We start from the raw sequence: 22,767 nt of genomic DNA on the forward strand, positions 1-22,767 counted from the left end.
ACTATTTATCTGTCTTACGGTTCAGCAAGTCTTTCAGTTTTTGAATCTCATCCGGGGAAAGGCGTTCTTTTTCCAGAAAATTGGTAATCATAGAAGTGAGATTTCCATCGTAATACCGGTTCAAAAAAGTGCTGTTTTCATAATCCAGATATTCATCTTCACGCACTAATGGAGTATAGACAAAAACACGTCCTTCCTTTTCATAGGTGAGCGCACCCTTATTTACCAGACGTTTGATTAACGTCTGAATGGTCTTAGGACTCCAGGCCGTTGTCTTAACGAGAAATTCTGTGATCTCGTTTGTGCTGACGGGAGCCTTTTTCCAGACAACTTTCATAATCTCATATTCTGCCTCTGTAATCTGAGGTAATTTCTTCATACTTAAATCCTCCTAAATAGAATGCTAACATAAATGATGTACCTGCATACTCACCCAGAGCAGGCATGTGTCTGAGAAGCGTTCAGGATAAACGCCTTATGACAGGATATCCAGTGATTTTAAAATATCCAGGCTGATCTGGGCTGCATGCGAACCGTCGGCATTTGAGTCAGCCTGAAGGTTTGCAGCAAAGAAATAGGTGTTATTGTCCGTCTCTGCATAACCTATAAACCATCCGTTTTTGTTCTCACCCTCAATATTTCCAGTGCCAGTCTTACCGTACAGCCGATACCCATCCTCTGCAGTGATAAATATGGAATCTTTTACAGCCTGTATGTTTTTCTGAGAAAATTTGAAATTGTTCTTATAAAAATCAACCAGCAGTTCTACCTGTTCAGCGGGAGATATTTTTAAGGAGGATTCCAGCCAGTATTGGGTCATTCCTCCGGAGATATCCTGATTTCCGTAGCTAATTTGTTTCAGATACCTTCCCACGTTATCCGCACAAAGTTCTGCATCCAATTTCTGAAAGTACCAGTTGACCGAATTCTTCATTGCAGAATCCAAATCCTGATCCCGGTTCCAGGACTCAAAGGGATAGGCAGAGCCATCCCAGGACAGGCCGGAGGACTGGGGGGTAATGATCCCACTTTCCAGGGCGAAAAGAGCGGTATAAATTTTATAGGTAGAATCAGGAGAATATCTGGCAGCGGCACCTTCTTTATTATAGATATCCCATCGATCTTCGCTCATATCATACAGCACAAAGCTGCCCTGGTATCCCTGAAAATAGGAATCTGCTTCCAAATTACTGACCTTGGAGGAAGGGACGGGATAAGGTTCTGGGGAAGCACCTGCTGACAGGACAGGTGCACTGCTCAGGACCATAATACCTGTCAGAAGAAGGACCAGGATACTTTTAACTTTGGAGACAGGTGATTCTCTGCGATAACTGAGAATTCCAAGAATACGCTTTTCAAGCTGTCTTTTTGGCCCTCCCATACCGGTAGCAGCAGTGAATGCCTCCTCTGAAAAGCTGCCTGCAAATTTGAGCAGAGTCATTCCATATTCTCTGCGGCTGCCTTCATCCAATATCTGCAGCACCTGGGAATCGCAGGCAAGCTCTCTGTCATCCCGCATCCGTCTGAGAGCATACCATACGGCAGGGTGAAACCAGTATACAATCTGAACCAGACATAACACCAGATTCATGCCCAGGTCCTTTCTTTTCAGATGCTGGAGTTCGTGCAGCAGGATGTACCGGATGTCATTCTTATCTGTATGGGATAATAAATGAATAGGAAGAATAATCCTGGGGTGAAAGAATCCTGCGGATATGGGTGAGCGCAGAAAGGCACTGCTGAAGAGCGGGATTTCCCGTTTCATCCGGCTTTCTCTGACGCATTGCCGGTAAATACCCCGTACCTGTACATTTTGTATGGGAAGGGCGGCACTGAGGCGGCGGTATAATCTTACGTTAGAGCGCAGAGTGTACCAGCACATAACCCCCATTCCCAGAACCCACAGGATTACAAGAATACTGCCCGGGCGGAAGACATCTGATTGCTTCACAGGAAGCGCGTAATCTCCTAAAAGAAGGGCGTCTCCATTTTGAACGGTAACTGTGCCAGGGGCAGTAAAATTGCCTATTTTGGCGGTCTTATGTCCGGATATCAAGGAATAGACAGAAAAACCGGTATTTTTAGCGGGCAGAAAAGGCAGAACTAACAGCAGTAAAAACAGGAACCAGAGCTGATACTGGCGGCTGGCCGACATGTGTCTTTGAAAAAGTTTTTTTACTGCCAGAATGGCAGCTATTATAACAGTAAGAAACAGATTACTGAGTATAAACCGTAAACCAAACTCGTTCATGAAAAGACCCTCCTTCAGAGCTGGGTAAGTCTTACATATGTAATAAATATAAGATAATTATAAGATGGGGGAGAAGGGAAGTCAAGAGTCAGTGTTATGCCAAAAGAGAGCCGGATTGCTCCAGGCCCTCTTTTGGCAGATTCCTTAAAATACCCATTAGACAGCTTTCCCTATAAGGATTTCCGAACCATATCTGCATATTGTGGTGTTCCCAGGCCGTACCCGCCTGCTACTTCCATGATATGTCCGGTAATATAGGAGGAGTCATCGCTGGCAAAGAAAAGTGCTGCATTGGCCATATCTTCAGGCTTGCCCATGCGGTTCAGGGGAACATGAGACAGGAAGGATGCCACAAAGGATTCCGGCATGGAATTCAGTGCGGCGTCGGTAGCTGTCAGGCCGGGAAGAACGGCATTGCAGCGGATGTTATCCCGGGCATACTGCAGGGCAATCTGCTGTGTAATATTGTTAACCGCAGCCTTGGATACCCCATAGCCGATTCTGGTGATATCCGGGATAGACCCTCCGACGGAGGATATATTTACGATACTTCCCTGGCCGTTTTCTATCATATGGGGAATTACCAGCTTGGAGATTCGGTACACACTTCCAAGATTCAGATGCAGAAGATCAAAAAAAGCTTTTTCGGAACTGTGAATCAGATCCAAATCCTCAGAGGGACGGCCGACGCCGAAATTATTAATCAGAATATCCAGTCTGCCGCTCTGGTCCAACACCTCATCCACCATAGAAGCGTAGCTCTCCTCTTTAGTGGCTTCAAAATATACTGGGGCCATATCAAACCCTTTTTCTTTATATTCATCACAAATTTTCTGAGTATCCTCCATTCTGCGGACACCCATATATACCCTGGCTCCTTCCTCTGCTAATTTTAACGCACAGGCCAGGCCGATGCCCTTTGTTGCAGAGGTTACAAGAGCTGTTTTGTTTTGGAGTTTTTTCATGTTTTACCACCTTCATTTTATAATGTTACAGTTAGTTTTATCGGATGTACGCAAAATATACACTCCGTTTTTTGCATAAAGCAGCCATGTACGCAGATACTAAAACAGAATAAATCAGGAGGTGAAATTATGGCGTTAATTGGAAGAAAATTAGAGGATTTTGCGGTGCAGTCCTATCAGAACGGAGAGTTCAAAGAAGTAACCTTAAACTGTATAGAGGGTCACTGGTCGGTATTTGTATTTTATCCGGCAGATTTTACATTTGTATGCCCTACCGAGTTGGGGGATCTGGCTGACAATTATGAGAAGTTTAAGGAAATTGACTGCGAGATCTATTCTGTGTCTACAGACACTCATTTCGTCCACAAAGCATGGGCAGATACTTCAGATACCATCAGAAAGATCCAGTACCCGATGCTGGCGGACCCTACCGGAAAACTGGCCCGCATGTTTGAAGTACTGATAGAAGAGGAGGGACTTGCTCTTCGCGGAACCTTTATTGTGAATCCGGAAGGAGTCATAAAGGCGTATGAAGTAAACGATAACAGCATCGGAAGAGATGCGGAAGAACTTCTGCGCAAGGTACAGGCTGCACAGTTTGTAGCAGTTCACGGCGACCAGGTATGTCCGGCAAAATGGAAGCCAGGGGAGGAAACACTTTCTCCAAGTCTTGATTTAATCGGAAAATTATAAGAATCTGCCGCAGGGACCTGCAGCTGGTCCCCATGCGGCATTTTTGAGTACGGTCAGGAAAGGAATTTTAAATATGGAAAATGATATATATGATCTGCTGATTCTGGGAGGGGGCTGTGCCGGTCTGACTGCGGGAATCTACGCGGGCCGTGCAAAGCTAAAGGCTGCTGTTGTGGAAAAACAGGGAGCCGGCGGTCAGGCGGCAATTACAGATGAGATCGCGAATTATCCGGGCTTTAAAAAAATATCCGGGACCGAACTGGCAGAAAGAATGCTGGAGCAGGCTACTTCCTTTGGAACAGAATTTATCCAGCAGGATGTAGTGAACCTGAAGCTTACCCAGGAGATTAAAGAGGTAGAGACAAGCTCCGGGGTTTTAAGAAGCCGGGCTGTTATACTGGCCACAGGCGCAGAGCCTAAAAAACTGGGGTTTCAGGGGGAAGAGGAGTTTAGGGGCAGAGGAATCGGGTACTGTGCTACCTGTGATGGCTTTTTCTTTGAGGGAAAAGATATTTTTGTAATCGGCGGCGGCTACAGTGCGGCTGAAGAGGCTCTCTACCTTACCCGGTTTGGGAAAAAAGTGACTGTTGTGGTGAGAAAAGGCGCTTTTAAGTGCGCAAAATCCATCTCTGACAAAGTGCTTTCCCATCCGAAGATTGAAGTTATGTTTCATACGGAGATTGCAGAGGCATACGGGGATACTGTGCTCAGAGGGGCTGTATTTAAAAATAATCAGACGGGAGAGAGCTTTGAGTACAAAGCTGCGAAGGAGGATGAAACCTTCGGCATCTTTGTCTTTATCGGTTATCAGCCTTCCACAGAGTTGTATCAGGGACAGGTTGCATTAGATGAGGCAGGGCATGTGATAACCAATGAACGGATGGAGACAAATCTTTCCGGCGTCTATGCTGCGGGGGATCTCAGGCCAAAGCTTCTTAGGCAGCTGGTGACAGCTACCTCTGACGGGGCGATTGCGGCAACACAGGTAGAAAAGTACATCACAGAATACAAGGAAAGGCACGGCATTCGGGAGGAAAAAAGCCGGGATGTGTCAGAGCAGAAAGAGGCGGACCCTGTAGATGAGCCTGCTATTATCTCACAGGAATTGCGTTCTCAGGTACAGACGGTGTTTGACAAACTGGAGAGAGAGACTTACCTGGCAGTTATCCTGGATGACAGCAAAAAGTCGGAAGAGCTTAGAAAATTTTGTGAAGAGGTATGCAGTATAGGCAATAAGATTCATATGGAAATCCTGCGCAAGGGGGAGGATAAAGAATTGGAAGCAGAAGTAAATGCTGAGAACTTCCCTATGATTGCGCTTCTGAAAGAAACAAAAGAATACAGCGGGGTTAAGTTTGCCGGAATCCCGGCGGGCCACGAGTTTAATTCCTTCGTGCTGGCTGTCTATAATCTGTCAGGTCCTGGCCAGGGAGTGGAAGAGTCTGTGCAAAACCGGGTGATGGCTGTCCAAAGGAAGGTAAAGCTGCAGATCGCAATCTCTTTGTCCTGTCATTTCTGTCCGGAGACCGTAATAGCCGCACAGCATCTGGCTGTCTTAAACCCGCAGATAGAGGCAGAAATGATAGATATCAGTATGTTCCCCCAGCTGAAAAAAACGTACAGCCTTATGAGTGTACCGGCGTTGATTATAGATGAAAAACAGACCGTATTCGGGGCACTCTCCATGGAACAGATTCTGGAGCAGATAGAAAAGGAAGGGTAGCTATGACTGAAAGAAGATGGCATTATGCGTGGAATATACTGCTGGGAGTAATACTAATACGGGGATTTGCGGGGGGCGGAATCAATATGACCTCAGGTCTCTTCCTCCTGCCGGTATCCCGGGAAATTGGGGTTGGAATAGGAAGTCTCTCCCTCTACATGAGCATCTCCTCCGTAGTGCTGGTACTTTTTCTTCCCCTTGCGGGAAAGCTTATCAACAAGTACGATATCCGGATAGTGACGCTGGCCGGGGCTGCACTGCAGGCTGTTTCATTTGCGGCCTGCGGGTTTTTAAATAAGGTATACGGATGGTATCTTCTTGCGGTTCCCCAGGCCATAGGGGCGGCCATAGTGGTAAATCTTCTGGGGCCGATTCTGATTAACCGGTGGTTTTCCAGAAATGTAGGCCTTATGCTCGGCATCCAGATGGCCTGCGTCAGTCTATTTGGAGCTGTCCTTCAGCCGGTCACCTCTGCTGTCATAGCCGGAAGCGGATGGAGAACTGCTTATATCATGGTTGGAGGGGTTACATTTGCCGTTATTTTATTGTCGTCATTAATACTTCTGCGCAATTCGCCCAAAGACAGCGGTATGCTGCCCTATGGAGCAGAAGAAAAAAAGACGGCGGCAGACAAAGGAAAACCCAAACAGCAGCTAGAGATAGAGGAGAAGACAGCCTTAAAATCCATATCTTTTTATCTGTTGCTGATATTTATGATTGCGATTACAGGAGTGGGGGTATTTGTTCAGCATATTCCCACCTACGGACAGCTGCTGGGTTACTCCGCCCAGAGTACAGGGATGGCGCTGGCCTTTGCCTCTGTTGGAAGCTCCATCGGATCCGTGGCCATAGGCATGATCAGTGACCGCATCGGCAGTCTGAAAACCTGCTATGGTATCATTGTGATCGGACTTTTGGCGGCAGCAGGCTTTCTTTTCGCATCTCACAGCTTTATGATCTTTGGACTAGCGACCTTTCTGCACGGCCTGGTCAGCTCCGGCGTTATGGTGCTGGCGCCTATCTTGACCCTTACCTTTTATGGACAGAAGGATTATGAGCAGATATATGCCAAGGTTTCCATGGGAGCTCCTCTGGCATCTATCCTCCTGATTCCAGCCTACGGGTTTATCTATGATTTTATGAATGATTACCGTCCGGTTTTATTTGGCATTATCATTCTGCTGCTGATATCTGCGTTCTGTATTGCTGCAGGCTGGAAAAACCGGTGTACCATAGACGGCTGTCCTACCTGGAAGACCAGAAAATAGCAATAGCACCAAAGAGAAAACCCGGAAAACCAATCAGTTGGTTTTCCGGGTTTCCGGGTTTATTTCCATTCATTAATAATCTGTATGATCTGGGCTTCATAATCCCCGTAGAGATCTTCGCTGTAGCCGCCGTTTCTCACATTGGTCTCAGCCCCCCAGGCCTCGTCCTGGAATTCCCAGACATGATAGGCAATTCCCCGGTATTCAAAGTCAATGCTGCCGCAGCCGTCTTCTTCCACATAGGAGTAGGGCTGCTGCCGTTCTTTCAGCAGTGCCTGTATCTGTTCAAGACGCATATAGGTCTCTCCTCCCTTTTTTCTGCCTTACAGCACCAGAGAAGGCGCAGCATATACCCTGCCTGCAAGCTCCTGGTCCAGCATATAGAGACTTTTTGGATCCGAACCAAAGAGCTCCATTTTTTTGATCAAATCATTCGCGTTTGTTTCCTCTTCCCCCTGCTCTTTGACAAACCAGTCTAAAAACTGCATGGTCCGGAAATCCTTTACACTATAAGCGGCATCGTAGATGTTGTGAATCAGGCCGGTGACATACTGCTCATGGGCCAATCCCTCCTTCAGGGCATCCATATTTCCACCGAGACCAGAAGAAGGCTTTTCAATTGCCTCAAACGTGACGGGTACATCATTATTTTGCATATATTGTATAAATAACATAGCATGATCCCGCTCTTCCTGTGCCTGTACCTGGTACCAGTTGGCAAAGCCGTTCAGACCCTGCTCCACATAAAAATTAGCAAAGTGGAGATAGAGATAAGCGGAATAAAACTCTTTATTAACCTGTGTATTTAAAAGTTCAGCTACTTTTTTATTTAACATAATCATTTCTCCTTTCAGTTCTAAGCTTGTCTACAGTATAGTACAGATGTTCTGTAAAATCAATAAGTTACCGGAAAGTTCCTTTTATCAGCAGGGCTTATAAAAGGATTAGCAGAAATAAATACTGATAACAATAGAAAATATTGATAAAAATAACAAAATATGGTATTATATTACAAATAGTTTTATAACAACCGTATAAAAGGACGAAAAACCTATTTAAATTTTAGATTTAAAGGTTTTTCGTCCTTTTTTGATATATAGAAATCTGCAGAAACAGATTTCGGTATTATCATAAGTGCTGCAGTTCAGAGTTGCGGAAGAACTGACTGGATGTGGGACAGGCGGTGCTTGTTGCGGTAAGTATCTGGCAAATGGTGATAGGATAAGGAGGATGAACAGATGAATGCAAAGGAGTATCTGGAAATCTGTTCCAGGAGCTATACTGGAACAAAGGTAACAAAGAATGAGTGGGACATGGACTATCTGATAGACGAAGTCCGGGAATTAGTAGAGGAGTACAGCTTCAGCTGGGACAAAGAGGTTCTCATTCCCCAGGATGACCGCCTCTTGGAGGATATGCTGGCGGCTGCTAAAGCCCTGATTTTGAAAATCGGTGTCTACAATATGTCCACAGGCCGTATTATCACATTTACGGAGGAAGAGATTGAGCAGGGCATTAAGAACATGAAACAGGAGCTGGTGATGGGAGAAGGCAAAGACGCGTATACTCTTGTAGCCAGAGGCATAGAAGACAGAAGAGAACCGGCTGTCTGGGCCGGCAATCCGGGATGCCCTACGCCGGAACGTATGTATTATGCCAATGTGTTAAGCTCTGCCCAGGAACCAGTGGTCGATTTGCTGACCTGCGGATCTCTGGTAGATGTGGACGGCCATACTGTGAAAAGCGGGGATCCCACGGAAGTGATTGCCGTGAGGCGGGAACTTCAGTATCTCCACAAGGCTCTGGAAGCTGTGGGAAGGCCTGGTATGGGGCTTTTGGCGGCTGAGAGTGCGGTTACAGAAATGGGGGATCTGAGTGCCTCCTATGAGCGCTGCCTGCGTCCATGCGACTCCCATCTGGTGGCGATGTTTAACGAACTGATTATTGACAACGGGAATCTGATACGTGCTGCCAACTCCCTTGATTATGGAATGAAAAATGCCTCTCTGGCCTGCACTATGGTGGGAGGCCTGGCGGGAGATGCTCCGGGTGCCACTCTTGTAATGACAGCATCTATCCTGGCAGCTAATATTTTGTGCCTGGCAGACTATCACCTCTGTCATCCCATCCATATCAAAGAAGTGGCCACCACGGCCAGGGGATGCCTGTGGCTTCAGGCAGTACTCTGCCAGATCTTTGCAAAATGTGCTCCCGCCATTATTGTATGTGATCTGTGGCCCAGCAGCGGCGCGCTCACCAAAGAGCTTCTCTATGAAGTGGCGGCGAATTCTATTGTTGTAACCGTATGCGGCGGACACCTGGAAGGGCTTGGATCTGCAAACGGAAGAGAGCCCAACGGCACAGGGCTTGAAGTAAGGTTGATGGGCGAGGTAGGCAAAGCTGTGGCAAGACAGGGAATGACCCGGGCGCAGGCAAATGAGATCGTGTTAAAGCTTCTGGGAAAATATGAGCATATATTCCAGATGGAGGATAAGAATAAAGGAAAACGCTTTGACGAGGCGTACGACATGGAGACAGTAACTCCAATTCCTGAGTGGGAAGCTATGTATGTGGAAGTGAAAGAGGAGCTGAGAACCATGGGAATCTGTTTTTAGCCACAGCAGGAGAAAGGATGGGAAAAAGTGAATCAGACAAAACTTACGGTACCTTTTTTTAAACGCGGGGATTTGGGCGGTATCACATATATTGTGACCAATAACATTGTGAACTATCTCATTGTAATTGCCACTCTGTCAGGGGTTCTTAAGTGGCCGGATGAAATTGTGTATGGCCGGGTGATACCGGGAATGTCCATCGGACTGCTTCTGGGAGGATTGTATTACTGTTATATGGGATACAAGCTGTCTAAAAAAGAAGGGCGCAGTGATGTAACAGCGCTGCCTTCCGGTGTTTCCACTCCCGCTATGTTTGTAATGCTCTACGGGGTAATCACCCCTCTTCACTATGCGCTGGGGGATCCACAGCTTGCCTGGTCCGCTGCAGTGGCGGCCTGTTTTATCGGCGGGTTTGTTGAATTCTGCGGCGGCATCATCGGCCCCTGGATCAAGAAAAAAGTGCCGAGAGCAGCTCTTCTCGGCACTGTGGCCGGGATCGGGTTTATCTGGATGGCAACCCAGGGTGTGTTTGACGTGTTTCGGGATCCTGTGGTGGGGCTGCCTATTTTTATAGTAGCCATGTTCGGTGTATTTGGAGGATATCTCTTTCCAAAAAAAATTCCTCCTCTGGTGGTGGCAATTGTGGGAGGCATTATCTATGCACTTTGCCTGGGGCGGACACACTTCGACTTTTCCGGAATAGGTTTTTATTTTCCGAATCCGGTTACTACAGTGCAGGCGCTTGTCAGCGGATTTGCTGTTGTAGCTCCCTACCTTACAATTATTATCCCCATTGAAATCTATAATTTTATAGAGACGATGGACAATGTGGAGGCTGCCAATGCAGCGGGAGACAATTACAGTGTCCGGGAAGCACAGTTTGCTGACGGCATATGTACCATGTTTTCTGCTTTATTTGGAGGCGTAGTTCCCAACACTGTGTGGCTGGGGCATGCGGGACTTAAGAAATCAGAGGCAGGAATCGGTTATTCGGCAGTCTCGGGCATCGTATTCGGGCTGGCCGGCATTTTTGGACTGTTTACATTCCTGAATAATCTGGTGCCGCCTGCTGTTTGTGCTATTACATATATCTGGTGTGCCATTGTTATGGTATCCCAGGCGTTCAAGGATACGCCGGTGAGGCACTATGCAGCAGTGGGGATAGCAATGGTGCCCCCGGTTGCTGATTATCTGTTTACACAGATTACAGGTGCGGTAAGCCTTACAGGAACTTATACAGAAACAATGGCCAACGGGCTTTCCGGATACGCTCCGGAAATTAATCAACAGCTGGTCGATGCCGGGGTTATGTGGAACGGAGTGCCGGCGGTAAAGTCAGGGGCAATTATCATAGGGATTCTTCTGGGCACAATGACCGTGTTTATTATTGAGAAAAAGCTAAATGCAGTGGGAATCACCTGTCTGGTGGGTGCTTTGCTGTCTGCCTTTGGATTTATCCACAGCGCTGAGCTGGGGCTGCATCTCACCTCTCCCTTTGCTCTGGCTTATCTGGTGATGGCGGTAATCTGTTTTATCCTGAATCTGGGAAAAGGCAAATGGTTTGACGCGCCGGATGACTTTGATTATGTATGATGAAACAGGAGGCAGCTGGTTTGAACCAGCTGCCTCCTGCAATGGAAGTATGATCTTCACTTGATATGTCTTTTTATAGCCTCAAAACTTTCTTTACTGATCACATGCTCTATTCTGCAGGCGTCCTCTGCAGCAATCTTGTCATCCACCCCAAGACGGACCAGCCAGTTTGTTAACAGTTCATGGCGCTCAAAGATCATCTCAGCGATCTCTTGTCCCGATTCCGTCAGGGTGATATACCCCTCTTTTGACATGACGATATGTTCTTTTTGACGAAGGTTTTTCATAGCCACGCTGACACTTGACTTTTTAAATCCTAATTCTTCCGCAATATCTACGGAGCGGACAACGGGATGTGACTTGCTTAGGACAAGTATAGTTTCCAAATAATTTTCAGCAGATTCATTCACATGCATGGTATTCCCACCTTAATTCCATAATATTCACTGTTTGTATGTCAGATTCAATTAGTATAACATATCCGGCACGCAACAGCAAACAAAAGGTAATTGAGAAAAAGTATCAATAAGGTTCTTGACAATAATTGGATGTTAGAATATACTAACTACAGAAATGAAAACTATTATCAATTTCAATCTTTAAGAAAGTAGAGGGGATATGATGCCGTTAACAATGGTAAAAGCCGGAGAACCTAACGTAATCCGTAAGGTTGGAGGAAAAGAAGAGACAAGAAGATTCTTGGAAAATCTGGGTTTTATAACAGGCAGCATTGTTACTGTAGTCTCAGAGATTGGCGGTAATATGATTGTGAATGTTAAGGAGTCCCGTGTGGCTATCGGAAAAGATATGGCCAACAAAATTATGGTAGGATAAAGAAGGAGAGACAAGAATGACACTGAAAGAAATTCCCTGTGGGAAAAGCGTAAAAGTGACTAAAGTAGCCGGGGAGGGTCCGGTAAAACGAAGAATTATGGATATGGGGATTACCAAAGGTACGGAGGTTTTTGTACGCAAGGTAGCACCTCTGGGAGATCCGGTAGAAATCACAGTGAGAGGATATGAACTGTCCGTGCGGAAAGCAGATGCTGAAATGATACAGGTGGAATGATTTTTGCCCAATGGTTAGTTTGAACTAATTAAAGATAGTTTGAACGAATTATAATTAGTGTGTACAGACATTACAATATACAACAGATAAAGCAAAAAGAATTGCCATTTTGGCAGAAAAGAGGTAGAACATGTCAATTAAAATTGCGTTAGCAGGGAATCCTAACAGCGGAAAGACTACATTATTTAATGCGCTTACAGGTTCCAACCAGTTTGTAGGAAACTGGCCCGGGGTTACCGTAGAAAAGAAGGAAGGAAAATTAAAAGGTCATAAAGATGTTATTATCATGGACCTGCCGGGGATTTATTCCCTTTCCCCATATACACTGGAGGAAGTGGTGGCCAGAAACTATCTGATCAGTGAGCGGCCGGATGCCATCCTGAATATTGTAGACGGGACGAATATTGAGAGAAACCTGTACTTGTCCACACAGCTGATGGAACTGGGAATCCCGGTAGTGATGGCTGTCAATATGATGGACGTAGTAGAAAAGTCAGGTGACAAGATACATATCGGAAAACTAAGCCAGAAGCTGGGATGTGAAGTTGTTGAGATCTCAGCGCTGAAAGGAAACGGTGTCCAGAAGGCTGCTGAAAAAGCCATTGCCGCAGCAGGCAAAAAGGAGGGAACCCCTCCAGTGCATAAGTTTGCACCCGGGGTGGAACAGATCCTGGAAGCAGTAGAAGATAAACTTGATGGCACAGTTCCTCAGGAACAGAGAAGATTTTTCGCTGTCAAGCTGCTGGAAAAGGATGATAAGATTCAATCCCAGATGAAGCATGCACCTGATGTTTCAGAGGAGATCCGGCAGATAGAAGAAGAGATGGACGATGACACAGAGAGTATTATTACCAACGAGCGGTATGAGTACATTGGTTCCATTATCAGCCAGTGTTATAAGAAGCACAGCAAAGAGAAACTTACCACATCGGATAAGATTGACAGGATTGTTACAAACCGGTTCCTGGCACTGCCCATTTTCGCGGTGGTAATGCTTATTGTATATTCCATCTCGGTGACTACAGTGGGAACCTGGGCCACTGACTGGGCGAATGAAGGAGTATTTGGAGACGGCTGGAGCTTATTTGGACTTGAGATACCGGGCATTCCCGTACTGATCGAGTCTGCTCTTACTGCGGTTGGCTGCGCTGCCTGGCTTCAGGGGCTGATTTTGGATGGCATTGTGGCCGGTGTGGGCGCCGTTCTTGGCTTTGTGCCCCAGATGCTGGTGCTGTTCATTTTCCTGGCATTTTTGGAATCCTGCGGATATATGGCCAGAATTGCATTTATTATGGACAGAATCTTCCGCAAATTCGGTCTGTCCGGCAAATCATTTATTCCTATGTTAATTGGAAGCGGATGTGGTGTACCGGGAGTTATGGCCTCACGGACCATTGAAAACGACAGAGACCGCAAGATGACCATTATGACAACAACATTTATTCCCTGCGGCGCCAAGCTTCCTATTATTGCCCTGATTGCAGGGGCCCTCTTCGGGGGAGCCTGGTGGGTAGCGCCCAGCGCGTACTTTGTGGGAATCGCGGCAATTATCTGCTCCGGAATTATATTAAAGAAAACAAAAATGTTTGCGGGGGACCCGGCGCCTTTTGTTATGGAGCTTCCTGCTTACCATCTTCCTACCGTTGGCAATGTACTTCGCAGTATGTGGGAAAGAGGCTGGTCCTTTATAAAGAAAGCCGGCACAATCATACTTCTCTCTACCATTTTTGTATGGTTTACCTCATATTTTGGATGGGTAGACGGCGAGTTCAGAATGTTGGAAGACATGGAACTGAATCACAGTATTCTTGCGGCTATAGGAAACGGAGTCGCCTGGATCTTTGCTCCTCTGGGATGGGGGGATTGGAGATCTGCTGTGGCAGCAATTACCGGACTGGTGGCAAAAGAAAATGTAGTGGGAACCTTTGGTATCCTTTATGGCTTCGCAGAAGTGGCAGAGGACGGAACCGAGATCTGGGGAACCCTTGCCGGCAGTATGACAGCAGCTGCGGCATACTCTTTCCTGGTATTCAATCTGCTGTGCGCACCCTGCTTTGCAGCAATGGGCGCTATCAAGAGAGAGATGAACAATGTGAAATGGTTCTGGTTTGCCATCGGATATCAGACTATTCTTGCCTATGGGGTATCCCTCTGTGTATACCAGCTGGGTAACTGGATGACTGCAGGAGTATTCGGAATCGGAACTGTGACAGCGATTCTTCTTGTGATTGGATTTATCTATCTGCTGGTAAGACCGTACAGAGAAAGCAAGACACTGAATGTAAATCTCAAAAGAATGGCGAATGCGAAACAGTAAGCAGCATGAAGCCCGGCATGAGCCTGCATAGAGATGCAGGCTCAGACTATAAGGAGGTGCAAGAGCATATGGGAACCATAGTAGTTGGAGTTATTGTCATAGGTGTGGTTGGCCTGGCGGTAAGAAGTATGATACGGAGTAAAAAGAATGGAAAATCGCTCCAGTGCGGATGTGACTGCAAACACTGCGGCGGTCACTGCAGACACTAGAAAGGGAAAGAGGCTGAGGTGACAGATAGAAGAAATAATAAGGAGAAAAGAAAACTTCCAGATTCCAGAAGCTATCAGCGTACGCAGATGCAGAGGGAGATTATCATAGAAAAACTGCGGGAGCGTGGCTGCAGGATTACTAAACAGCGCCTGACTCTGCTTGATATTATCCTTAAGAATGAGTGCTCAAGCTGCAAGGAAATATTTTATATGGCGTCTAAGGTAGATGAGAGAATCGGCGCAGCAACGGTATACCGCATGGTGAATGTGCTGGAGGAGATAGGAGCCATCAGCAGAAAAAACATGTATAAAGTAGCATACTCAGAAAACTGTTCTATGGAGGACGCCTGCACGGTGGTGCTTGATGACGAGACCGTATACCATCTTTCCGCCCAGAAATGGAACACCGTGGTGAGAGCCGGCCTGTCTGCCTGCGGGTATCTGGAGCGGCAGAAGATTTCATCAATTACAGTAAAACCCTGTGGATGTGAAAGGGCTGGCTGCTGACGAAACCCGGACTGCACAGATACAGGAGAACATAAAAGTTTGCACAAATCATAGAAAAAAGCAGCAGACAGAGGAAAACGTCCATTTCCCTGCCTGCTGCTTTTTCTCCGGGTTTTTACGGTTCCCCGGGGGGTATGAGCCTATACTTCTGCCTGTACTCTCTGGGAGAAATCCCCCAGACATTTTTAAAAGCCCGTGAGAAGTGAAGCTGATTCGAATATCCCACAGAACTTCCTATCTCACCGATGGAGGAATCCGTCAGTTTTAAGGCCTCTGCGGCTTTTGACATACGGTAGTGAATGAGAAAGTCCTGAGGGGACTGTCCCATGACATCTTTAAAGATTTTGCCGAAGTAACTGCGTTCCAGGCTGCAGCGTTTGGCCATATCTGAGACAGTGATATTCCTGGAATAATTTTGTTCGATAAAAGTTACTGCTTCCCGGGCATAGAATTCGCTCAGCCGTCCTCCCTGGAGCTTCCTTCTGACGGAGGAGCCTGCTATGAGCCGATCCATAAACAGATAGAGATGGCCAATCTGGCCCAAGGGAGAGGCGGCAGTATTCCGGACAATAGAAAACATTTCGTTCAGGAGCTCTTCCCCATGGAGGGGAGTATCCGGGGTAAAGACTGGATGCTCTCTGGAAAGGCCGGCAATCTCCAGAAATTCTTTGGCTCTTAATCCGCCGAATTCTAACCAGATATATTCCCAGGGTTCTTTTTCATCCGCATAATAAAGATTGACAAATTCCGGTTCAATTAAAAAACCGGACCCTTCCGTCAGGTGGTAGACGACCGCATTGTTATGCGCATCATTGGAGTGCAGGGTTCCTTTTCCTGAGATTACGTAATGAAATAAATAGTGATTTCTCACAAAGGGGCCGAAAGAGTGAAGCGGAGCACATTTTTCATACCCAAATTGGTATAAAGTTAAATCCATAAAATGTTCGTTCGGAAAAATAGAAAATAAAACATTGGACATATTTCACCTCCGGCAGAGAACCGTAATTTTGTTCTATTATATACCAAAATGCGTCTATACTTCAACTATTTCCGTGGAAAGACGAATAAGGGAATAAATGCTGACTCATAGAAATATTTACGGAAAAAGGGTAAAATGCTACTATTTTAAATAAGGAAAGAGGATATGTAAGAGCTGCTGCCGGTACTGGCTTTTTAACTGATTTGCCAGAAACAGATACTAAACGGGGCGGTAAAATAAAAGAAGGACGAGGAGGTTTTTTATGGCAATCCGGATCAATGATAGTCAGACACTGTTTACACTGCTGACGGCCCATACCATGTATCAGATGAAGGTGGACGAGGCCGGAGTACTGCTGCACACATATTATGGAAAAAAGACGGCGGTCTGGGACTATTCGTACCGAATAATCTGTGAAGACCGGGGGTTCTCAGGCAATCCCTACGATAAGGGGAACGACAGAACCTATTCCCTGGACGCGCTGCCTCAGGAGTATTCCTCTTTTGGAAGCGGGGACTACCGTACCAGCGCTTTGAAGGTGGTCTTTCCGGATGGCAGCACTTCCTGTGAACTGCGGTTTGCAGGGGCTGAAGTGAGGCCAGGGAAATACAGGATTCCCGGTCTTCCGGCACTGTACTGGGAAGAAGAGACGGGGGCAGAGACACTAAAAGTGTGCATGAGGGACACCACAGGACAAGTGCTGGTCACCTTATATTACGGAGTTTTAGAGGAGCTGGATCTGATTACCCGAACAGCTGTAGTGGAAAATACAGGTAAGGCTCCTATCTGTCTGGAGCGTGTGATGAGCACCTGTGTGGATTACCCAGGCAGGGATTGGGAACTGCTGACTTTTTACGGCAGGCATGTGAAAGAGCGTACTCCCCAGAGAATGGGTCTCCGACACGGAATTCAGTCTGTAGGAAGCACCAGAGGAACATCCAGCCATCAGCAGAACCCCTTCTATATTCTCTGTGAGAAAACAGCAGGAGAAGAACATGGAGCGTGCTATGGGTTTTCTCTTTTGTACAGCGGGGACTTTCTGGGAGAGGTGGAACTGGATCAGTATGATCAGACAAGAGCTGTACTTGGCATTCATCCCGGCAATTTCAGATACCGTCTAAAACCCGGGGAATCCTTTTGGGCACCGGAGACGGCAATGGCTTATGCCCAAGAGGGTCTGGGGAATCTGTCCCAGATTTACCATCGGGCCTATCGAAAGAATCTCTGTCGGGGAAAATATAAAACAGTCAGAAGACCGGTGATGCTTAACAGCTGGGAAGGGGTTTATTTTGATTTTACAGGGGAAAAATTGTTTGCCATGGCAAAAGAGGCCGCATCAATGGGGATAGAACTTTTTGTGCTGGACGACGGATGGTTTGGCAAAAGGGATACAGATACTTCCGGACTGGGTGACTGGACAGTAAACGAAGAGAAACTGGGATGCACGCTCTCAGAACTCTCACAGAGGATTCATAGGCTGGGGATGAAGTTCGGTATCTGGTTTGAGCCGGAATGCGTATCAGAGGACAGTGATTTGTACCGGGCACATCCGGATTGGACGCTTCGTATTCCGGGAAAAGCACCGGTCCGAAGCCGATACCAGCTGGTTCTTGATTTTTCCAGGCAGGATGTGAGAAATTATATATTCGGCCGGCTCTGCAGTATTTTGGACAATGCCAGGATTGAATATGTAAAATGGGACTTTAATCGAAGCCTCTGTGATATTTACAGCGCCGTACTTCCCCCGGAGAAGCAAGGGGAGGTGGCCCACCGTTATATCCTGGGTCTGTATGAGGTTCTGGAGCGGCTTACGGACAGATATCCGGATCTCCTTCTGGAAGGATGCAGCGGAGGCGGGGGACGTTTCGATGCAGGGATGCTCTATTACGCGCCCCAAAGCTGGTGCAGCGATGATACGGACGCTATCGAACGTCTGACCATTCAGCACGGTACTTCCTTCGGCTACCCAATAAGTGCAGTGGGTTCTCATGTATCCAGGTGTCCCAATGAACAGACAGGGAGAAATACGCCCCTGGAGACGAGAGCCACGGTAGCTATGGCGGGAACTTTTGGCTATGAACTGGATGTGAATCAGATGACAGGGGAAGAAAAGCAGGCTGTCCGCCGGCAGGTGGAGGAGTATCGGAGCTATTATCCACTGATTCAGGAAGGGTGTTATTTCCGCTTGACGGACCCGGAATACAATGACGGGTATCATGCCTGGGAATTCGCCGCAGAAGATAAAAGCGAGGCTCTGTTGTGTGTGGTGACGCTAAAGATTCATCCCAACGGTCCGTCTGTATTGATGAAATTGAAAGGGCTGGAGGAAAACAGCATATACCTGGTGAATCACAGGGAATACCCCGGGGGAGTGCTTATGGAGGGGGGGATTCCCCTTCCAAAAGCTAAGACGGAGTATGAGAGCTTCCGCTTCTATATAAAAAAAATCAGATAACAGGCATGCAGCAGTACGGTCCGGATTTGTGGAGAAAAGGGCAGTGCTGCTGTTTTTCATATACGGTATATTTCTATTGGTTTATACAAGGAATTCTAGTGATAAAAAGTTCGTTTTATAGTATAATTTGACTAGATAATAGTAGTGTATGGCTTAGAAGCGGAGCAGGAGGCGGCCACATGGAGGATTGGAATATAAGAGCAATGCTTGACTCATTGGAAGAGACTGGCGTATATGTCATAGAACAGAATACACACAGACTGCTTTATTTTAACCGGAGAATTAAAGATGTTACCCCAGATGTACAGCTGGGGGTGAAGTGCCATGAGCTGTGGGAAGGTACCTGTTCAGATTGTCCTCTGCTCACTATTGGAGACAGGGAAACCAGCCATTCCATCCATTATAATGACCCCTTTGGTAAAGTAGTGGATATCATAGCGAACCGGATGATGTGGAACGGCAGGATTCCGGCATTTGTGATTATTATCACTCCCCATAAGCTTAACTATGAGGAGGAACAGGGACTGCGGCAGATTGAGAAAATATATTCCAAGAGCCTGGTTACTGTATTTAACGAATGCATCATTGCGAACCTCACCAAGGATTTTTATGTAAATTGTCAGAAGGACGTGATGTGGACAGATATTCCGGAGAGAGGAAATTTTGGGGCAGAGAATAGAGAATATTCCCGCCGGACCATACATCCGGATGATGTGGACTGCTTTGACGCACACTTTTCCAGGGAGTCTATGCTCCGGATTTTTAAAAGCGGGAAAAACCAGATTGCAAAGCGGCTGCGGCGAAAGATGGGAGACGGGACTTATCACATGGTTGAATTTACAGCAACCAGAACATTGGAGCTGGGGGATGAGTACTGGTGTGTACTGGTATTCCGGGATGTCAACGAGGAATATCTGCTGGAGCGGAAGAGGGATCTGGACATGAGCCAGCTGGCCACAGCAGCCAGAGTTGCTTACCAGATGCTGATAGCGGTAAATCTTACACAAAATACCTACCAGATGCTGGAGTACGACAGGTTTCCCACTAAAAAGGCACAGGAGTCCGGATGTTTTGACAACCTGATAGAAGTGGGCATTTCTACGCTGGATCCCGATTACCGCCGGGAGTTTGAAGAAAAGTTTTCCCGGAAAGCTCTTCTGGAGGCTTTTTCCAGGGGGGAGAAAAAGGTTACGATGGAAATGCGTCAGATGGGGGATGACGGAAAGTATCACTGGAACTCTACCCAGGCAGTGAGGGTTGCGAATCCGGATTCGGATGATGTGCTTCAGATTACCATGTCAAAGGATATAGACGAAGAACGGCAGCAGCAGGAAGAAAATCTGAAAAAGGAACGTATGGCCACTGTACTGTTAAAGGATGCGCTGGAAAAAGCAGAGGCGGCCAGCAGGGCAAAAAGTGATTTTCTCTCCAGGATGAGCCATGATATCCGGACTCCTATGAACGCTATTATGGGGATGACAGCTCTGGCAAAGCTTCACATTGGGAAAGAGGGAAAGCTCTTAGATTATTTAAATAAGATAGAGGTTTCCGGCGCTCACCTCCTGGGACTCATCAATGAAGTGCTGGACATGAACAAGATCGAAAGCGGCAAAGTCGAACTGTCAGAATCAGAGACAGATCTGGGGGAACTGATGCAGGAAGTAGTACTGCTTGTGCAGCCTGGAGTCAGTGAAAAAAGACAGGAACTGGAGGTATCGCTTTCAGAAGATATGCACAGAAAAGTCCTCACAGACAAGCAGAGGCTTTCCCAGGTTCTGGTGAATATCCTGGAAAACGCGTCCAAATATACGCAGATGAAGGGAACTGTCCGTATCTTTGCGGAAGAGCTGGGGGAAGAAGAAGACCACATAGGCATTTACCGGTTTGTGATAGAGGACACCGGCATGGGAATGAAAAAAGAATTTCTGGAGCATATATTTGAACCCTTCAGCCGTGCCGATGATACCAGAAACAGGAAAATACCAGGAACAGGTCTGGGAATGACTATTGTACAGAATATTGTGCAGATGATGGGCGGGGATATAAAAGTAGAGAGTGAATATGGTAAGGGCAGTCGGTTTACTCTCACCTTTTCTATGGAAAAGTGTATGGAGCCCGGGAAGAAGTATACCTCATCGGCAGAGGATGCTTATGAAAATTTTGAGGGCATGCGTATCCTCCTGGCAGAGGACAATGAGATGAACCAGCAGATTGCATCGGAGATGCTTGAACTTCTGGGGGTGCAGGTGGATATTGCGTCGGACGGACAGCAGGCGGTTGACAAAGTATTGGGGAATCCCCCCTTTTATTATGACCTTGTGTTTATGGATATCCAGATGCCGGTGATGGACGGCTACGAGGCGGCCAGACAGATAAGATCTTCCGGCAAGGAAGCCATCCAGGAGCTGCCCATTATTGCCCTCACGGCGGATGCCTTTTCCGAGGATGTAAAAAAAGCAAAGATGGCCGGTATGAGTGATCATCTGGCAAAGCCGATCAGTATAGATAATCTGAAAAGTATGCTGAGATACTGCCGGCGGTGGGAGGAGAAGAATAAGAGATGTTTCTGATTGCTTTATGAAGGTTAGGAGGATCCTGTTGGTTCATCTCTCTGATCATGAATCAGAAAACTTTCGATGCCCGCTTTGATAAAAGAGTCAATCGTTTTCTGTATCTTCTGCCAGTCATTGCATTTGTTGTGCAGGGTCAATTTGTTAATGGTCAGACACCCGTTCATCTGAAAATAGAAGATGGCTTCTGCTTCTTCAAAGGTAAGAAGGCTATGTGACATCAGCCAGGTTACATAGTCTTCTTTATTTAAATCTGCTATTTTGTCTATGATTCTTGGCGTAATTGAATCGTCGGAAAACAAAACCCTGTATTGCTCATTAGAATGTATCAGGTCACAGAAGGGATAGGAGCATTTGGAAGTGAGCTGCCGCGGACATAGCACATGATCAATGATATTCGCGGTTTTCTCTATCATTTCAGTTAAGATATCATCCAGTACATCATCCATATCATAATAATGAAGATAAAAGGTTCCCCGATTGAGCTCTGCCTGTCTGCACAGCTCCGTAACGGTAATCTTAGAAAAGGACTTTTTTTCCAGGAGTTTGAACAGTGTTTCCTTCATTACTTGTCGGGTATATTTTGTCCGACGGTCTTCTTTTCGTGTATCAACTGACATAAAACCTCCTCGTAAATCAACAATATCACAGATATGTTCAGGAACCGTACAGATCCCAAATATTGTTTCTTGTCTTTTTATTATCAAATATTATAATCATTAATATAGAAATAATCAACACATTGTTCATAAATTATAAAAAAGATGGAGGTAAGAGTGTGGGACATGTAATAGCAGTGGCAGGAAAAGGCGGTGTGGGAAAGACAACCTTATGCGGCCTGCTGATTCAATATTTATGTGAAAGCGGACGGGGACCGGTACTGGCGGTGGATGCTGACGCCAATTCTAATCTGAATGAAGTTCTGGGTGTGGAGACAGAAGTGACGTTAGGAGAACTGAGAGAGGAGCTGGAAAGAGCAGGGGTAGACAGCCGTTACCAGATACCTGCAGGAATTACAAAACAGGCATATCTGGAGATGAGACTTGCGGATGCCATAACGGAAGAGGATGACTATGATCTGATGGTGATGGGGCGCACCCAGGGACAGGGATGTTATTGCTTTGTAAATGGTTTGGTACAGACGCAGATTCAGAAACTGCAGAGCCATTATCCTTTCGTTGTAGTGGACAATGAGGCTGGGATGGAACATATCAGCAGAGGACTCCTCCCCACGATGGAAACGGCGATTCTGGTAAGTGACTGCTCCAGAAGAGGGGTACAGGCAGCCGGCCGAATAGCAGGCTTGATGGCGGAACTGAATTTTAAGCCAAAGCAGACGGGACTGATTATAAACCGGGCGCCGGACGGAAAGCTGGATGAAGGAACAATGGAAGAGATCCGCAGTCAGAATCTGGAATTATTGGGGGTCGTTCCCCATGACGACATGGTCTACCGCTTTGACTGCGACGGAAGGCCAACGGTTCAGCTTCCTAAAGACTCACAGGTACGCAATGCTCTGGCCGGAATTATAGATAAACTTAAACTTTAGGGGA

21 protein-coding genes are annotated in these 22,767 nt (G+C 46.6%); 13 read left to right on the forward strand and 8 right to left on the reverse strand.

The genetic code is table 11. The features are described 5' to 3' along the window. Position 1 precedes the first annotated feature (1 nt). From ACGHCT_RS11510 to ACGHCT_RS11520, 3 genes are all read right to left on the reverse strand, one after another. The gene (locus tag ACGHCT_RS11510) at positions 2 to 379 is read right to left on the reverse strand and encodes a BlaI/MecI/CopY family transcriptional regulator (RefSeq protein ID WP_154260377.1); all 378 of its coding nucleotides are present in this window, start codon (positions 377 to 379) and stop codon (positions 2 to 4) included. A 96-nt stretch (positions 380 to 475) separates the two neighbouring features. Beyond that, positions 476 to 2,251 carry a BlaR1 family beta-lactam sensor/signal transducer gene (locus tag ACGHCT_RS11515; protein WP_390435987.1) on the reverse strand — a complete coding sequence of 592 codons (1,776 nt, stop codon included), beginning with the start codon at positions 2,249 to 2,251 and terminating at the stop codon, positions 476 to 478. Positions 2,252 to 2,421: 170 nt separating this feature from the next. Further along, positions 2,422 to 3,216, reverse strand: coding sequence for an SDR family NAD(P)-dependent oxidoreductase (locus tag ACGHCT_RS11520; protein WP_154260373.1), 795 nt, complete (start codon positions 3,214 to 3,216; stop codon positions 2,422 to 2,424). A gap of 129 nt (positions 3,217 to 3,345) precedes the next feature. Between ACGHCT_RS11520 and ahpC the strand changes: the two genes are divergently transcribed. From ahpC to ACGHCT_RS11535, 3 genes are all read left to right on the forward strand, one after another. Continuing rightward, positions 3,346 to 3,909, forward strand: coding sequence for an alkyl hydroperoxide reductase subunit C (ahpC, locus tag ACGHCT_RS11525; protein WP_072851923.1), 564 nt, complete (start codon positions 3,346 to 3,348; stop codon positions 3,907 to 3,909). A 73-nt stretch (positions 3,910 to 3,982) separates the two neighbouring features. Then, positions 3,983 to 5,632 (forward strand): FAD-dependent oxidoreductase, encoded by a 1,650-nt coding sequence (locus ACGHCT_RS11530; protein ID WP_390435990.1) that lies wholly within the window; start codon positions 3,983 to 3,985, stop codon positions 5,630 to 5,632. Between the two features lie 2 nt (positions 5,633 to 5,634). Next, the gene (locus ACGHCT_RS11535) at positions 5,635 to 6,900 is read left to right on the forward strand and encodes an MFS transporter (protein ID WP_226904362.1); all 1,266 of its coding nucleotides are present in this window, start codon (positions 5,635 to 5,637) and stop codon (positions 6,898 to 6,900) included. 59 nt (positions 6,901 to 6,959) lie between these two features. Here ACGHCT_RS11535 and ACGHCT_RS11540 read toward each other — a convergent pair whose 3' ends face one another. After that, positions 6,960 to 7,196, reverse strand: coding sequence for a kinase (locus ACGHCT_RS11540; protein ID WP_226904363.1), 237 nt, complete (start codon positions 7,194 to 7,196; stop codon positions 6,960 to 6,962). Positions 7,197 to 7,223: 27 nt separating this feature from the next. Beyond that, on the reverse strand, positions 7,224 to 7,736 hold the full coding sequence (locus ACGHCT_RS11545; protein WP_226904364.1) for a ferritin: 513 nt from the start codon (positions 7,734 to 7,736) through the stop codon (positions 7,224 to 7,226). Between the two features lie 402 nt (positions 7,737 to 8,138). Between ACGHCT_RS11545 and ACGHCT_RS11550 the strand changes: the two genes are divergently transcribed. Together ACGHCT_RS11550 and ACGHCT_RS11555 are read left to right on the forward strand one after the other, a co-directional pair. Then, the gene (locus ACGHCT_RS11550; protein ID WP_226904365.1) at positions 8,139 to 9,515 is read left to right on the forward strand and encodes a monomethylamine:corrinoid methyltransferase; all 1,377 of its coding nucleotides are present in this window, start codon (positions 8,139 to 8,141) and stop codon (positions 9,513 to 9,515) included. Positions 9,516 to 9,542: 27 nt separating this feature from the next. After that, positions 9,543 to 11,108, forward strand: a complete 1,566-nt coding sequence (locus ACGHCT_RS11555; protein WP_226904366.1) for a xanthine/uracil/vitamin C permease — start codon at positions 9,543 to 9,545, stop codon at positions 11,106 to 11,108. 56 nt (positions 11,109 to 11,164) lie between these two features. Here the strand turns inward: ACGHCT_RS11555 and ACGHCT_RS11560 are convergent, their stop codons facing one another. After that, the gene (locus ACGHCT_RS11560) at positions 11,165 to 11,524 is read right to left on the reverse strand and encodes a metal-dependent transcriptional regulator (protein ID WP_154260361.1); all 360 of its coding nucleotides are present in this window, start codon (positions 11,522 to 11,524) and stop codon (positions 11,165 to 11,167) included. A gap of 202 nt (positions 11,525 to 11,726) precedes the next feature. Between ACGHCT_RS11560 and ACGHCT_RS11565 the strand changes: the two genes are divergently transcribed. From ACGHCT_RS11565 to ACGHCT_RS11585, 5 genes are all read left to right on the forward strand, one after another. Further along, complete coding sequence (locus tag ACGHCT_RS11565; protein WP_154260359.1) at positions 11,727 to 11,942, forward strand: FeoA family protein; 216 nt, start codon at positions 11,727 to 11,729, stop codon at positions 11,940 to 11,942. A gap of 16 nt (positions 11,943 to 11,958) precedes the next feature. After that, complete coding sequence (locus tag ACGHCT_RS11570) at positions 11,959 to 12,177, forward strand: FeoA family protein (RefSeq protein ID WP_154260357.1); 219 nt, start codon at positions 11,959 to 11,961, stop codon at positions 12,175 to 12,177. Between the two features lie 130 nt (positions 12,178 to 12,307). Continuing rightward, positions 12,308 to 14,494, forward strand: a complete 2,187-nt coding sequence (gene feoB / locus ACGHCT_RS11575) for a ferrous iron transport protein B (RefSeq protein WP_390435992.1) — start codon at positions 12,308 to 12,310, stop codon at positions 14,492 to 14,494. 68 nt (positions 14,495 to 14,562) lie between these two features. Continuing rightward, positions 14,563 to 14,703 carry a FeoB-associated Cys-rich membrane protein gene (locus tag ACGHCT_RS11580; protein WP_154260353.1) on the forward strand — a complete coding sequence of 47 codons (141 nt, stop codon included), beginning with the start codon at positions 14,563 to 14,565 and terminating at the stop codon, positions 14,701 to 14,703. A gap of 18 nt (positions 14,704 to 14,721) precedes the next feature. Next, a complete protein-coding gene (locus tag ACGHCT_RS11585; RefSeq protein WP_226904368.1) occupies positions 14,722 to 15,210 on the forward strand; it encodes a transcriptional repressor in 489 nt (162 codons plus the stop codon). Between the two features lie 115 nt (positions 15,211 to 15,325). On the opposite strand, the gene ACGHCT_RS11590 is transcribed toward ACGHCT_RS11585, so the two are convergent. Further along, complete coding sequence (locus ACGHCT_RS11590) at positions 15,326 to 16,189, reverse strand: AraC family transcriptional regulator (protein ID WP_226904369.1); 864 nt, start codon at positions 16,187 to 16,189, stop codon at positions 15,326 to 15,328. Between the two features lie 262 nt (positions 16,190 to 16,451). Between ACGHCT_RS11590 and ACGHCT_RS11595 the strand changes: the two genes are divergently transcribed. Continuing rightward, complete coding sequence (locus tag ACGHCT_RS11595) at positions 16,452 to 18,644, forward strand: alpha-galactosidase (protein ID WP_390435995.1); 2,193 nt, start codon at positions 16,452 to 16,454, stop codon at positions 18,642 to 18,644. Between the two features lie 179 nt (positions 18,645 to 18,823). After that, complete coding sequence (locus tag ACGHCT_RS11600; protein WP_390435997.1) at positions 18,824 to 21,214, forward strand: ATP-binding protein; 2,391 nt, start codon at positions 18,824 to 18,826, stop codon at positions 21,212 to 21,214. Between the two features lie 14 nt (positions 21,215 to 21,228). On the opposite strand, the gene ACGHCT_RS11605 is transcribed toward ACGHCT_RS11600, so the two are convergent. Then, entirely contained in the window at positions 21,229 to 21,834 is a 606-nt protein-coding gene (locus ACGHCT_RS11605; RefSeq protein WP_390435999.1) for a TetR/AcrR family transcriptional regulator, read from the reverse strand. A gap of 158 nt (positions 21,835 to 21,992) precedes the next feature. On the opposite strand from ACGHCT_RS11605, the gene ACGHCT_RS11610 reads away from it, so the two are divergent. Continuing rightward, a complete protein-coding gene (locus ACGHCT_RS11610; RefSeq protein ID WP_390436001.1) occupies positions 21,993 to 22,763 on the forward strand; it encodes an AAA family ATPase in 771 nt (256 codons plus the stop codon). The last annotated feature ends 4 nt before the right edge of the window (positions 22,764 to 22,767 follow it).

Source organism: Lactonifactor longoviformis (assembly GCF_042848515.1).
Classification (GTDB): Bacteria; Bacillota; Clostridia; order Lachnospirales; family Lachnospiraceae; genus Lactonifactor; species Lactonifactor longoviformis.